General features: G+C 72.7%; 14 protein-coding genes. 6 read left to right on the top strand and 8 right to left on the bottom strand.

Annotation, left to right across the window (positions count from 1 at the left end):
• Positions 1–75: 75 nt before the first annotated feature.
• A complete protein-coding gene (locus ACIGEZ_RS22705) occupies positions 76–1,203 on the bottom strand; it encodes an aminoglycoside phosphotransferase family protein (protein WP_399833818.1) in 1,128 nt (375 codons plus the stop codon).
• A 237-nt stretch (positions 1,204–1,440) separates the two neighbouring features.
• Between ACIGEZ_RS22705 and ACIGEZ_RS22700 the strand changes: the two genes are divergently transcribed.
• On the top strand, positions 1,441–2,931 hold the full coding sequence (locus tag ACIGEZ_RS22700; RefSeq protein ID WP_399833817.1) for a hypothetical protein: 1,491 nt from the start codon (positions 1,441–1,443) through the stop codon (positions 2,929–2,931).
• Between the two features lie 139 nt (positions 2,932–3,070).
• Here ACIGEZ_RS22700 and ACIGEZ_RS22695 read toward each other — a convergent pair whose 3' ends face one another.
• The gene (locus ACIGEZ_RS22695; RefSeq protein ID WP_399833815.1) at positions 3,071–4,507 is read right to left on the bottom strand and encodes a PP2C family protein-serine/threonine phosphatase; all 1,437 of its coding nucleotides are present in this window, start codon (positions 4,505–4,507) and stop codon (positions 3,071–3,073) included.
• 203 nt (positions 4,508–4,710) lie between these two features.
• Here ACIGEZ_RS22695 and ACIGEZ_RS22690 point away from each other — a divergent pair, with 203 nt between their 5' ends.
• From ACIGEZ_RS22690 to ACIGEZ_RS22680, 3 genes are all read left to right on the top strand, one after another.
• Positions 4,711–6,402: a hypothetical protein gene (locus ACIGEZ_RS22690; RefSeq protein WP_399833814.1), complete on the top strand. Its 1,692-nt coding sequence runs from the start codon at positions 4,711–4,713 to the stop codon at positions 6,400–6,402.
• 107 nt (positions 6,403–6,509) lie between these two features.
• Entirely contained in the window at positions 6,510–6,680 is a 171-nt protein-coding gene (locus ACIGEZ_RS22685) for a hypothetical protein (RefSeq protein ID WP_399833812.1), read from the top strand.
• Positions 6,677–7,204 (top strand): GNAT family N-acetyltransferase, encoded by a 528-nt coding sequence (locus ACIGEZ_RS22680; RefSeq protein ID WP_399833810.1) that lies wholly within the window; start codon positions 6,677–6,679, stop codon positions 7,202–7,204. The genes ACIGEZ_RS22685 and ACIGEZ_RS22680 overlap by 4 nt, the downstream gene beginning before the upstream one ends.
• A 64-nt stretch (positions 7,205–7,268) precedes the next feature.
• Here the strand turns inward: ACIGEZ_RS22680 and ACIGEZ_RS22675 are convergent, their stop codons facing one another.
• The 5 genes from ACIGEZ_RS22675 to ACIGEZ_RS22655 form a co-directional block, all read right to left on the bottom strand.
• Positions 7,269–7,820: a YdeI family protein gene (locus ACIGEZ_RS22675; RefSeq protein WP_399834217.1), complete on the bottom strand. Its 552-nt coding sequence runs from the start codon at positions 7,818–7,820 to the stop codon at positions 7,269–7,271.
• Positions 7,821–7,903: 83 nt separating this feature from the next.
• Positions 7,904–9,193: an ATP-binding protein gene (locus tag ACIGEZ_RS22670; RefSeq protein WP_399833808.1), complete on the bottom strand. Its 1,290-nt coding sequence runs from the start codon at positions 9,191–9,193 to the stop codon at positions 7,904–7,906.
• 257 nt (positions 9,194–9,450) lie between these two features.
• The gene (locus ACIGEZ_RS22665) at positions 9,451–9,807 is read right to left on the bottom strand and encodes a DUF805 domain-containing protein (protein WP_399833806.1); all 357 of its coding nucleotides are present in this window, start codon (positions 9,805–9,807) and stop codon (positions 9,451–9,453) included.
• Positions 9,808–10,004: 197 nt separating this feature from the next.
• Entirely contained in the window at positions 10,005–10,346 is a 342-nt protein-coding gene (locus tag ACIGEZ_RS22660) for an SPW repeat protein (RefSeq protein ID WP_399833804.1), read from the bottom strand.
• A 295-nt stretch (positions 10,347–10,641) separates the two neighbouring features.
• Positions 10,642–11,025: a VOC family protein gene (locus ACIGEZ_RS22655; protein WP_399833802.1), complete on the bottom strand. Its 384-nt coding sequence runs from the start codon at positions 11,023–11,025 to the stop codon at positions 10,642–10,644.
• A gap of 323 nt (positions 11,026–11,348) precedes the next feature.
• Between ACIGEZ_RS22655 and ACIGEZ_RS22650 the strand changes: the two genes are divergently transcribed.
• Together ACIGEZ_RS22650 and ACIGEZ_RS22645 are read left to right on the top strand one after the other, a co-directional pair.
• The gene (locus ACIGEZ_RS22650) at positions 11,349–11,720 is read left to right on the top strand and encodes a cupin domain-containing protein (protein ID WP_399833800.1); all 372 of its coding nucleotides are present in this window, start codon (positions 11,349–11,351) and stop codon (positions 11,718–11,720) included.
• Positions 11,721–11,796: 76 nt separating this feature from the next.
• Positions 11,797–12,327 (top strand): GNAT family N-acetyltransferase, encoded by a 531-nt coding sequence (locus ACIGEZ_RS22645; protein WP_399833798.1) that lies wholly within the window; start codon positions 11,797–11,799, stop codon positions 12,325–12,327.
• Here the strand turns inward: ACIGEZ_RS22645 and ACIGEZ_RS22640 are convergent.
• Positions 12,309–12,677, bottom strand: coding sequence for a hypothetical protein (locus ACIGEZ_RS22640; RefSeq protein ID WP_399833796.1), 369 nt, complete (start codon positions 12,675–12,677; stop codon positions 12,309–12,311). The two genes, ACIGEZ_RS22645 and ACIGEZ_RS22640, sit on opposite strands and share 19 nt — an antisense overlap.
• Between the last annotated feature and the right edge of the window lie 45 nt (positions 12,678–12,722).

Raw genomic sequence — 12,722 nt, 5'->3', positions numbered from 1 at the left:
CGCGCGCCCGGTGTCGGCACCGGGTGCGCGGCGCGCCACCCCCGTCTCGTATCGGAACACCACCGGACTGGGTGCCTAGCGCGTCCCGACCGCCGCGCGCACGGCCCGCCGTGCCATGGCGCAGTCGTCGTGCAGCCGCCGCAGCAACAGTCGCTGCTCCTCACCGGGCGAGACCGCCCCGGCGGGCACCGGCACCGAACCGGCCGGCGGCGCCTCCCTGATCGTGCGCTGCACGGCCGTCTCGTAGGTACGGATCTCGCGGGTCAGCACGATCATCAGGTTGACCAGGAACGCGTCCCGGGACGCCGTGCCCGCCTGCTGCGCCAGCTGACTGATCTGGCGCCGCGCGAGCGGAGCGTCCCCCAGCACCGCCCACAGCGTCGCCAGGTCGTACCCGGGCAGGTACCAGCCCGCGTGCTCCCAGTCGACGAGTACGGGACCGGCGGGGGAGAGCAGGATGTTGGAGAGCAGGGCGTCACCGTGACAGAACTGCCCCATGCCCTGCCGCCCGCCCGCGTGGGCCAGGCCGTGCAGCAGCTTCTGCAGGTCGTCGCGGTCCCGGTCGGTGAACAGACCGAGCTCGTGGTAGCGGGCGATCCGTGCCCCGTAGTCGAGCGGGGCGTCGAAGGTCCCGGCCGGCGGCCGCCAGGCGTTCAGCCGGGCGACCGCTCCGAGCACGGCCCGCACGTCCGCGCGGGGCGGCGCCTCGACGGGGTGGCGGGTCAGCGCCGCCGCCCGTCCCGGCATCCGCTCGATGACCAGCGTGCAGTTCTCCGGGTCCGCGGCGATCAGCCGCGGCGCGCGCACCGGGGGACGGTGCCGGACGAAGGAACGGTAGGAAGCTATTTCGTGCTGGAACCGCTCGACCCACGCGGGGGAGTGGTCCAGTAAACACTTCGCGACCGCTGTCGTCCTTCCCGTCGCCCCGAGGATCAGTACGGAGCGGCCGCTGCGCCGCAGCACCTGCACCGGGTTGAACTCCGGGCAGATCCGGTGGACGGACGCGATGGCCATGCGCAGCTGCGCGCCCTGAGGGCCGGACAGGTCGATTCTCCCGCTGGGCTGCTGGACGGTGCTCCCCGCCCAGCGCCTCGGCCGCACCGCTCCCTGCGGAGCGGGGGCGAGGTACGGTCCGGAACCGGCCGGAACGGTGCGGTGCAGCGGCCGGGGCGGGGCGGACACGGAGGACGATGCTGTGTACATGGAGGTGACAGATCCCTTCGTGCGCCGACGAGTTGCGTGCGTCGCCCCGCCCGCCCGAACGGTCCGCACCCTGGGGAAAATGAGGGCCGGTCGATGGGGCGGGGTGGCGCGTTCCTACCTGACACCCGGGCGCGGGTGGCGGAACATCGGGCGCACCCTGGCGAAGCCTGGCGAATAGTCGCCAGCCCTATGACAGGGGGTTACTGTCAACTCAGCCGAGAACCTGGGGGCTTAGACGTGACCGGACAGACCAACACCCGCCTGGCAGACCTCTTCGGCCTCGCCGGCTGGTCCAAGGGCGAACTCGCGAGGCTCGTCAACCGGCAGGCGGCGGCCATGGGCCACCCGCAACTGTCGACCGACACCTCACGGGTGCGGCGCTGGATCGACATGGGGGAGACCCCGCGCGATCCCGTGCCCCGGGTGCTGGCAGCGCTGTTCACCGAGCGACTCGGCCGTGTCGTGACCATCGAGGACCTCGGGTTCGTACGACACGGGCGCGCCGGCAAAAGGCGGGACGTCAGGAACGACGACAACCCTGACGGGCTGCCCTGGGCGCCCGAACGTACGGCAGCGGTCCTCACCGAATTCACGGGAATGGACCTCATGCTCAACCGACGCGGCCTGGTGGGCGCGGGCGCCGCGCTCGCCGCCGGCTCCGTACTCAGCAACGCCATGCAGGACTGGCTCCACACCGACCCTTCACGCCCCGGCGCGACCCCCAGCGCCATCGATCCCCTCCACGCCGACCCCGCTGGGTTCGACCGCTACGAGGCCGCCCCCATCGGGTCGGAGGAGATCGAGGCACTGGAGCGCTCCGTGGAGGTCTTCCGCGCCTGGGACGCCTCCCGCGGCGGCGGCCTCCAGCGCAAGGCCGTCGTGGGACAGCTCAACGAGGTGGGCGGCATGCTCGCCTACCGCCACCCCGACCACCTCCAGCGCCGGTTGTGGGGCGTCGCCGCCAACCTGGCCGTCCTGGCCGGCTGGATGTCCCACGACGTGGGCCTCGAACCCACCGCCCAGAAGTACTTCGTGATCGCCGCGCACGCGGCCCGCGAGGGCGGCGACCGGCCGCGGGCCGGCGAGGCGCTCTCCCGCGCCGCGCGTCAGATGGTGCACCTCGGCCGCCCCGACGACGCCCTCGACCTGATGAAGCTCGCCAAGTCCGGCGCGGGGGAGCGGGTACTGCCCCGTACCCAGGCCATGTTCCACACCATCGAGGCCTGGGCCCAGGCATCGATGGGCCGCGGCCAGGCCATGCGCCGTACGCTCGGCGAGGCCGAGGACCTCTTCGTCTCCGACCGGGGCGACGAGAAGCCCAGCTGGATGCAGAACTTCGACGAGGCCGACCTGCACGGCATGCAGGCGCTCGCCTACCGCACCCTCGCCGAACACGACCCCGCAGCCGCGATCCCCGCCCAGCGCCACGCCAAGCTGGCACTGGACCTGCGCCGCGGCGGCCACGACCGCTCGAAGCTGTTCGACCACATCTCGCTGGCCTCGGCCTGCTTCATCGCCGACGACCCGGAACAGGCGGACCGCTACGCCCGGCTGGCTCTGGTGTCGATGGGCGACACCTCCTCGCACCGCACCTGGGACCGGCTGCGTGAGATGTACCGGCTGACCGGCCAGTACGCGGGCTACACCAGGATCGAGCACCTGCGCGAGGAGATCGAGGTGGCGCTGCCGAAGGCACCGTCGAACCGGCCGAGGGCGGGGGAGGCGTGAGCGGCGCGTAGGGCGTTGCGGGTACGCGTACGGTACGTGTTCGACGAGCAGGGTACGTGCTGCGTGTAGCTGGTGCCCGTAGCCATGAGCAAGGGGCCCACCGGTGTGGGCCCCTGCCTGCGTTCCGTCCCCGGACCGGCTACCGCCCGCCGCCCACCCGCACGACCATCACGCAGGCGTCGTCCTCGCGAGGACCCTCGCCGAACTCCTCGACCACCGACCGGACACAGTCCTGCGCGTCGCGCGCGGCGGCGAACCGCGGGGCGAGGGAGAGCAGTCGAGCCGTGCCGCGGTCGTCGTCCATGACGCCCGCCGTGCGGGTCAGCCCGTCGGTGTGCAGCAGGAGCAGGTCGCCGGGGAACAGCCGGGTCTCGGCCTCCCCGTACGCCGCTCCGGTCGTCGCTCCGAGCAGCACGCCCTCCGGCCTGCCCAGGACGCGGCCCGTTCCCTCGCGGAACAGCAGCGGGGCGGGATGCCCGGCCTGGGACCAGGTGAGGGTCTGGGCGGCCGGGTCGTAGCGGCAGCACATGGCGCTGCCGAGGGCCGGCTGGACGGAGGTCTCCAGGAGCTGGTTGAGGTGGCTCATCAGGGCGCCGGGGCGGATTCCGGCCACGGCCATGCCGCGCAGGGCGCCGAGGAGCATCGCCATGGAGGAGGTCGCGGCGACGCCGTGGCCGGTCAGATCGCCGACGGTGAGCAGCGCGTCCCCGTCCGGGAGGGCGAGGGCGTCGTACCAGTCGCCGCCGATGAGGCCGGTCGTGGCGGCCGGCAGATAGTGCCCGGCCACGTCGAGCGGGGCGGGACCGTCGTGGGCGAAACGCAGCGAGCCGCGCCAGGGCGGCAGCACGGCCTCCTGGAGCTCGACGGCGACCCGGCGCTCGGTGTGCTCGATGTGCTGGTGGCGCTGGAGGCTGTCCCGGCTCTCGCGGACCGCACGCTCACTGCGGCGCAGCTCGCTGACATCGCGGAGAACGGCCCACATCGACGCGGTGCAGCCGTCGGAGTCGAGGACCGGCTCGCCGGTCATGTGGACGGTGCGGACCCGGCCGTCGGTGCGGACGATGCGGAACTCGCCGTCGATCGGCTTCCCGTCGATGAGGCAGTCCGTCACCATCGCCTGGAGGAGGGACTGGTCCTCGGCGAAGACCATCGAAGGAAGCTCGTCGAGCGACATCGGGCCGCTCTCCTGGGGGCGGCCGAAGATCTGGAACAGCTCGTCCGACCAGTGGACCTCGTCGGTGAGCAGATCCCATTCGGCGCTGCCGACCCGGGAGAGGAGCGACCCGGTGAGGCGGGGGGCGGGCTCGGCGTAGGCGGCGGGCGACTCGAGCGCGACCTCGCCGGGCAGGCCGGCCTTCAGCTGGCCCAAGTGCTCGCCGAGGTCGTCCAGTTGGTTGACGGCCAGATCGCACAGGGCGCGCTGCCACCGGTTGCGGGGGTCGTCCTCGTCCACGACCGAGTCCCGGCGCACCGCGTCCACGTCGCCGCGCAGCCGGCGCGTCTGCGAGATCAGCGCGTCCACCATGCCCGGCTCGGGCGGCTGGGCGGGACGGTCCGCGAACAGATGGGACGGCATGTCGTACTCCGATGCAGGCGACGTGGCACGGCCAGGTCTGGTAACTGAAGCCCGGCTAAGACTTTCGCACAGCTCGGGACACCTCGTAAGGGATTTGGCAACACTCGATACGGTGGTGCTTCTGACATATGCCAACGGCCCACAGGTGCACCGCGGGAGACGCGTCGGCATTCGGCCACGCGGCCAAGGGTTACGGTGCTGGTGTGGCGAGCGACGAGGTGAACGCAGTGGGTACGGCGGTTCTGCTGGCGGCCGCGCCGGCCGGACGGGGCCGCGCGATGGACGCGGCGTCGGTGCTGCCCGCGCTCGCGGCGGTACCGCCGGGGGTGCTCACCGGTACGGACATGGCGACGGTGGTCGAACTGGCGGACCCGCTGGACCCGCAGGCGGTCCTGACCCGGCTGCGGGCCGCCGCGGCGACGCCGGGACCGCTCGCGCTCTACCTGGCGGGCCAGCTCCAACTCGACCGCCGTCAGCGGCTGCCGCACCTGTCCCTCGCCCGGAGCACACCGACGACCCTGCGCTATACGGGACTTCCCTGGCACTGGCTGACCACCGAACTGTCCGCGCGCCGCCCCGGCACGACCACGGTGATCGCCGACCTGGCCGCCGACCCCGGCCTCTGGCAGCTCCTCACCGCGAACCGGTCGGCCCTCGAACCGGGCCCGTCTGTCGGACTGTTCGCCCGCGTCACGCCCTTCCCGAAGCGCGGCACCCTGACCACCCCGGACTACCTCCGCCACTACGCGACGGTGTGGCGCTCGGGGGCCCGCCCGCCGCTGGCGGACCTCCACGCGGAGGCGGCGACGGCATCGGGCTCGCCCGAGTCGATCCTGCTCGCCCCGACGGAGGCGGCGCCGGCACCGGCTCCCGGGTCCATGACGCCCCCTTCACGAGTCGAGGTCGCCTGCATCGAGTCTCCGCCGACACGACGCCTTGGAGGCGGCGGTCTGGCCGCTCGGGTACCCGCGCGGGCCGCGGCTCGCTCGGCGCCGGCAGAGCCGGCGTCCGAAGTGCCCGCGGCAACGCGGCAGGCCCCGCCCCCCTCGCAACCGTCCGCAGGCCCGGCGAGCGCGCCCGAACGGCTCGCCGCACCGCCCGCCGCGCACACGCCCGGGAGCGGTGCGGCACCTGGGGCCGCCGCCGCGCACCACGCCCGACTCGTGCCGGAGCCGGGCCCGAGCCCGGAGGACCTTCCCGAGCCGACCGCCACCGCGCCGACCGCCACCGCGCCGACCGCCACCGGGCCCGCCTCAGCGCCCGACCGGGGTGCGGCGGCCCCCGTTCCGCCCGTGGCGGCCCCGCAGGCGGCAGCCGGCGCGCAGGGCCCGCGGCCCGCCGCGTCCCCGGCACCGGTCGCCGGCGCGCAACCGCCCCACCCTGCCCCCACCGTCAACGCACCGCCCCCGCCGCCACCCCGCCGCGCCCCCGACATGGCCGCCCCGGCCCCCCAGGGGCAGCCGCCCGTCCCGCCGCGCCCCGGCGATGACGGGGATCCGCACCCGGCGATCCTGGCCGCTGCCATGGCAGGGCGGCACAGCGAGGCCGCCGCGGTGGCCGCGGCCTGGGAAGGGGAGGCGCTGCGGCGCCATGGGCCGCGGTCGGGGGAGGCCGTGCACTGGGTGGAGGTGCGGGCCGATCTCGCCCGGCTCGCGGGGGAGCCGGCCAGGAGCTGCGAGCTGTGGATCGCCGCCGCCCAGGCGCGGCTTGGGATGCGGCAGGATCCGAAAGAACCGGACGTCGAGGGCGCGGTCGACCGGGCGCACCACCAGTGGGAGCAGATCCGCGACCCGGCCCGCGCCCGCGCCCTCGGGCCCGCGCTGGTCGACCTGCGGCGCCGCGTGCCCGGCCGGCACGCCGGGGCGCTGGCCGCGCTGCAGCGCCGGCTGAGCTGACCTGCGCCCCGGCCCAGGGGGTGTCCCGGCCCCTTCCGCCGCACGACCCGCAGCCCGAAGTCGTACGAGCCGATCGCCTCGGCCACGCCGATGAGGAGCAGGCTGGAGTGCTCCTGGCCCCGGGCAGTGGCGATGCCGCCGAGGCCGAGGCCGAGGCCGAGGAGCGAGTCCGCGGGCCGGCCCGGGTCGTGGCGGAGGTCGCGGACCGCGGCCTTGGCCGTGGGCTCGTGGCCCGCCGAGGCGTCGTACGCCTCCCACCTGACATCATCGACGTATGACCCCCGCGTCCTCGTCCCGGTCCGCCGCCACGGACTCCGCCGCTCCCGCGGTCCCGCTCTTCACCGAGCGACTCGTGTTGCGTCCCGTACGCACCCGGGACATCCCGGCGGTGACGCGGCTCTGGACGGACCCGGAGGTCAGGCTGCACCTGGGCGGTCCGGTCACCGACTCCGTCGTGCGGATCCGGCAGCGCCGGATCGTCGGCGCGCCCGGCTTCCACGCCGTCGAGCGGGCGGCCGACGGTGTCGTGCTCGGCCTGGTGACGGTGGAGCGGGAGGGGCGGAACGGGGAGACGGAGGTGTCGTACCAGTTCCTGCCCGAGCACTGGGGCCACGGGTACGCGCGCGAGGCCGTCGCCGCCGCCGTCGACCGGGCCCTGGAGGACACGCCGAGCGTCGTCGCCGTCACCCAGGAGGCCAACGACCGCTCGCGGCGGCTCCTGGATGCCGTCGGCCTGACCCACGCCGAATCCTTCGTGGAGTGGGACGCCAACCAGGTGCTCTACCGGCGGCGGGCCGCCTGACGCCCGGCCCGGTCCCCGCGTCCCGCAGTCCTTCCGTCCCGCAGTCCGTCCGGCCCGCAGCTCCTCAGCCCGTCCGCCCGCCCCGCGCTAGCTCCGCCACCGCCCGCTCGAGCCGCGCCGCCCGGGTCTTCGCCGTCCTCGCCTGCCACAGGCTCAGGATGATCAGGTACCGGTCGGTCTTCCCGAGCGCCTCGAAGGCCTCCGCCGCCCGCGCGTCCGCCGCCAGGGCGCCCGCCAGGTCGTCCGGCACCGTCGCGTCCTTCTGCGAGGGGTACGCGGCCTCCCAGCGCCCGTCCGCCTGCGCCGCCCGCACCTCGGCGAGACCCGGCTCACGCATCCGGCCCGCGGCGAGCAGTGACTCGACCTGGCGCACGTTGACCTGGGACCAGAGGCTGCGGGGCCGGCGAGGGGTGATCTTCTGGAGGTAGCTCCGCTCGTCGCGGGCCTTGCGCTTGCCGGTGATCCAGCCGTACGCGAGCGTGCTGTCGAGGATCTCGTCCGCACTGGGCGAGGCGAGGTCCGAGCCGCGCCGGCCGAGCAGCAGCCAGATCCCCGGCGTGTCGCCATGGTGCTCCTCGAGCCAGGCCTCGAGATCGGCCCCGCCGCCGAACGCCATCACCGCGAGTCCCTCGACCGTCTCCACCCCGGCACGCCCCTTCCTCGGCACGACGGATCCCTCGGGACCAAGATATCCGGGGTTCAGAAACGGGCGTGTGTCGTGATGTCCGACTCGAACTGGGTGATCATCTCGGGCGTCACGGTGGGCCGGCACTGGCCGATCGCGTCCAGGTAGTCCGCCGTCGTCGCACCGGGCGCGGGCTCGTCCCCGGCACGTCCGCCGACCGCCACGAGGTCGCGCTCGAAGGAGTTCTGTGCGGCGATCCGGGCCGCGTGCTCGATGTCCGCGGGGGTGAACAGCTCGCTCGCGAGGACGAGTTCGTCGACGTCGACGTCCGGGCGGGCGTCGGTGTAGCGGGCCCAGATCGCGGCCCTGGCCGCCTTGTCCGGCGTACCGATCGGGATGAGGTAGTCGAAACGTCCGGGGCGCAGGAACGCCGGGTCGAGCGAGCGGATGGAGTTGGTCGCGCAGACGAGCAGCCGCTCGTCCCGCTCGCGGAAACCCGGGATGAGCTTGAGGAGTTCGTTGGTGACCCCGTGCATCCCGCCGGGCTGTACGGGCTCCGCGCGTACGGGCGCGATCTCCTCGACCTCGTCGATGAAGACGAGCACCCGCTCCAGGTCGGCGATCCGCGCGAAGGCGGAGCGCAGCGCGGCCGCGAGGTTGCCCTCGTCGGCGAGCCGCGACGGCAGGATCTCCACGAACGGCCAGCCGAGTCGGGAGGCGATGGCCCGCGCGAAGGTGGTCTTGCCCGTGCCGGGCGGTCCGAACAGACCGATGGCCCGCGGTGGCCTGACCCCGTGCCGCGCCGCGCGCTCGGGCTCGGCGAGCGGCAGCACGACACGCCGTTCGATCAGGTCCTTCTCCCGTTCCATGCCGGCGACCTTCGCCCACAGGTCGGCGGGGAGCAGCCGACCGCCGAGGTCGTCGAGGAGGTTCGCGGCCGGCCCGTGCAGCGGTTCGACCTTCTCGAAGTACGCGACGGCAGGCTGCCGGGTGTATCCGGCGTTGAGCAGCCCCTCGCCCACCAGTTCCTCTTCGGGCAGCACGTACGCGATACGGGCCACCCGGGCCGCCACCAGGCGCCGCTCCAGCTCCACGAGCAGCGCGCTGGCCAGGCCACGGCCGCGCCATCCGGAGGAGATCGCGATGCGCATCACCCAGGCCCGCTCGCCGGCGACGCAGGCGAGCGCGGCGCCGATGGGCGTGCCCTGGTGGACGGCGACGACGGCCGGCTGGCGGGAGGTCAGGGCGCCGATGCACTCGGCGAGCGAGAAGACCGACTCCTGGCCGAGCTCGGCCGTGGTGTCGATCAGATGGACGACGCCGGCGAGATCGCTCTCGCGGTAGTCGTGGATGAGCCAGTTCACCGCGGGTACCGCCCCTCGTTCGTGCTGTCGCGCTCCGTTCCGGCGAGGCTAGGCGGGGCGTGTGGGGTGGGTCCTGCGCCGTCGTGCACAAGCGGCGGGCGGGAATTGCTCCGGAGCGGCTCTATGCGGCCGGAGCGGCTCTATGCGGCCGGGGCGGGGACGGGCAGGGGCGGCGACGGCAGGGGCGGTGCCGGGCATGCGAAAGCCCCTGGAAGCTCGGAGCTTCCAGGGGCTGGGGCGCCTCGGCGGGCGGACCGTCAGTAGGCCGGGGCCAGCTTCGGGTTCGGGCCGTGGGCGTTCGCCTGGGCCTCACCCTCGGTGGCCAGGAAGACGATCAGGATGATGAAGCCGACGAGCGGCACGAGGTCGATCAGGATCCACCAGCCGGAGCGGCCGGTGTCGTGCAGGCGGCGGACCGTCACACCCAGGGTCGGGAGGAGCACGGCGAGCGCGTAGACGACGTAGAGCAGCGGGTACGTGCCGATCGCCATGTCGACCACCATGACGATGATCAGCGCGATCAGGTTGAACAGCGTAAACATCCAGAATTCCTGGCGGCGCGCCCGGCCGGAGAATACGGCGTACTTCTTGAGAACGTCGAGGTACCAGTTCACTTCGTCCCCCCAAGGACTGGGTGTGAGCGGGAGCCTGTCCCTGTGGAGCAAGCTTTACGCAGAACTTATGTGGCTGAAACCATGTGGGTCAATTCGTTACCTGGCAGTGGCCGTTCACAGACATGGGTGGGACGAAAGTGAACGGCGTCGCCTCCTCTTGCGAGGAGACGACGCCGCTGCGGGGAGAGGACCGGACGTCACGTCCTTCTCTTGGTCATGAGCAGTCCGCCCGCCGTGAGGGCGAAGAGGCAGACACACGCGCCGGTGATGACGTTGCTGAGGATCGCGCCGGTACCGGCGTCCCGAGAGACCACCCACGGGGAGACGATCAGCCACACACCGAGCAGCAGGACCACGAAGTTGAGGTCCTGGGAGCGCTCAGGCGCCATCGACATGCACAGACCGAGGGCGGCGATGGAGAGGCCGACGATCAGGTTGCTGATGGCGAGTTCCGGCCTTGCGGCGGAGAAGTGGACCGTCCAAGCGGAGACAGCGGCATAGAGTCCGGCGAGGATCGTCAGTTCCTCGACAGCCGCCACGCCCCGGGTCTGGAGCATACGGGCATATCGGTCCCGCATTTCGGGGGCGTCTGGGTGTCCACTGATATCACCGGGACGGTGAGAGACGTCGGCCATACGACTCGCCTCCTTCTGGCGTCTTGCACGTCTGACCGCGCTTGCGGCATCGTGCCGCGGTTTCATTGTGCGCTTATCTGGCCTTTATGTGTAGATGTGTCCGGTAGGGAATCCACACAGAAAACCCACGTCGGATGTGCGGAGAACCACCAAAGGCGGCGCGCGTTCAACATAAGTTCGGTGAACGGTCGAAGAAGGATCACGCGCGGGCGTACGGCCGCGTGATGATCTCCATGTTGTGGCCGTCGGGGTCGTCGAAGTAGGCGCCCCGGCCGCCGAAGAGATGGTTGATCCGCCCGGCCTCGGTGTGACCGGGGTCGGCGAAGTACGTGACCCGCATCCGGTCCAGACGCGCGATCATCGTGTCGAACTCCTCGTCGGGCACGAGGAACGCGTAGTGGTTCGGCGTGAAGGGCGCGTCATTCTGCTCGTAGTAGTCGAGCGTGACGCCGTTGCCGGTGTCCACCGGCAGGAACGGCCCGAAGGGCGCGCCGACCTCCAGGCCGAGCACCTCGGCGAGGAACTCGGCGGAGACCCGCTTGTCACGGGCGTGGACGACGGTGTGGTTGAGCTGTGCGGTCACTGGGGGTCCTTTCGCGGGACAGACGCTGGTGTCTTCCTCTGTCCCGTACACGCGGTACGGGAGGGGACGACCGCGGCGGACCCCGCGCCCACCGACCGGGGGCGCTCACGCCACGGCCGGGCGCCTCTCTCGATCACGGCCCATGGCCGACCCGGCAGTCATATGATCAAGGTAACTCCCGCCGGACTTCCCGGGCAACGCGTTTTAAGGCCAGGGGGCGAGGGCTTGGGGGCGGAGGGTCGCGCGGAGTGCGGGCCGGGCCCCGCGGCGTAGCCTGGAAGTGGACTCGGGGCACGGTTTCCACCGCCGGGAGGCGGACGACGATGACCGGAATCGTTTCCAGGAGCTTCGACTCGGCAGACGAGACCCGGCCCTTCGAGGGCAAGGGCAGACTCGACGTGATCAACGCGGCCGGCGGCCTTCAGGTGGGCCGGGCCGTGTTCGAACCCGGCTGGCGGTGGTCCGAGAACGTCAAGCCGATCGCCGGCACCGACAGCTGCCAGGCGCACCACGTCGGCTACATCGTCAGCGGCCGGATGAAGATCGTCATGAACGACGGCGAGACGGGCGAGGCGGGCCCCGGCGACTTCATCGACGTCCAGCCCGGGCACGACGCGTGGGTTCTCGGTGACGAACCCTGCGTGGCGCTGGACTGGGCCGGCTTCGCCGACTACGCGATCAGGTCAGGCTCCTGACGGCGGCTGAAGTCCCACCCGGGGAAGCCGTAAAACCGCTGGTGGCAGGGGAGTCGGCGGCTGTTATCGTCGCGGCATGCCGCACCTGATCGCCCCCACCGCGCAGCTGCACACCTCCTGGCTCGACGCCCACTCCGAATGGACGCGCGGCACCGGCCAGGACGGTCCGGGCATGCGGCTCGCGGCGGACAGCGCCTTCGCCATCCCCGAGGTGTTCGCCTCCTGGGTGTACCGGCTCCGCGAACAGTCCGACCGGACCCGCCCCCAGCCCGACGGCCGGGTCCACGCCACCCACTGGTGGATCGTCGAGGACGACACGTACCTCGGCGCGATCGACCTGCGCCACGAGCTCGACGACTTCCTCCTGCGGGCCGGCGGCCACATCGGCTACAGCGTCCGGCCCTCCGCCCGCCGCCGCGGCCTCGCCACCTGGGCGCTGGGCGCCGTACTGCCGGAGGCCCGCGCACTCGGCCTGACCCGCGTCCTGCTCACCTGCGACGACACCAACATCGCCTCGGCGCGCACGATCGAGCGCAACGGAGGCGTCCTGGAGGACGTCCGCGAGACCGAGATCGGGCGCAAGCGCCGCTACTGGATCGAGCTGTAGGCGTCCGTCATGCAGTCCGCCGCGCACCGCCCGCGCTCGTACGCGTGCCGCAGCGCGGCCGCCGCGTGGGCCCGGTTGACCTCCTCGTAACCGAACCGCTCGTGGGCGAGCCGCACCACGGACTCGACGGTGACGATGGCCGGTTCACCGCGCCCCGCCGCCCCGCGCGCGGAGGCGATGGCCAGCTCGGCCGAGCGCGTCAACGCGCGTACGTACCGCTCCCAGGCGATGCTCCGCGCCCGCCGCGGCGCGAGCGGCCGCACCGCCCGCCCCTTCCAGAGCACACCGGCCGCGACGAGGACGGCACCGGTCACGACCACGAGGACGCCGACAGCGGCATCGAAACTCACGTTCACACGGCGACCCTTCCCCGGGACCGTGCGGCCGAACCGGGT

The organism is Streptomyces sp. NPDC085481, from assembly GCF_044541845.1.
In the GTDB taxonomy this organism is placed as follows: domain Bacteria; phylum Actinomycetota; class Actinomycetes; order Streptomycetales; family Streptomycetaceae; genus Streptomyces.
This window is presented reverse-complemented; position numbering and strand designations above follow the sequence as displayed.

Bases quoted from the DNA above. Each gene is read 5' to 3' on its own strand.
- ACIGEZ_RS22705 (WP_399833818.1), bottom strand. From the start codon at position 1,203: ATGTACACAGCATCGTCCTCCGTGTCCGCCCCGCCCCGGCCGCTGCAC.
- ACIGEZ_RS22695 (WP_399833815.1), bottom strand. From the start codon at position 4,507: ATGCCGTCCCATCTGTTCGCGGACCGTCCCGCCCAGCCGCCCGAGCCG.
- ACIGEZ_RS22680 (WP_399833810.1), top strand. From the start codon at position 6,677: ATGACCCCCGCGTCCTCGTCCCGGTCCGCCGCCACGGACTCCGCCGCT.
- ACIGEZ_RS22675 (WP_399834217.1), bottom strand. From the start codon at position 7,820: ATGGCGTTCGGCGGCGGGGCCGATCTCGAGGCCTGGCTCGAGGAGCAC.
- ACIGEZ_RS22650 (WP_399833800.1), top strand. From the start codon at position 11,349: ATGACCGGAATCGTTTCCAGGAGCTTCGACTCGGCAGACGAGACCCGG.
- ACIGEZ_RS22645 (WP_399833798.1), top strand. From the start codon at position 11,797: ATGCCGCACCTGATCGCCCCCACCGCGCAGCTGCACACCTCCTGGCTC.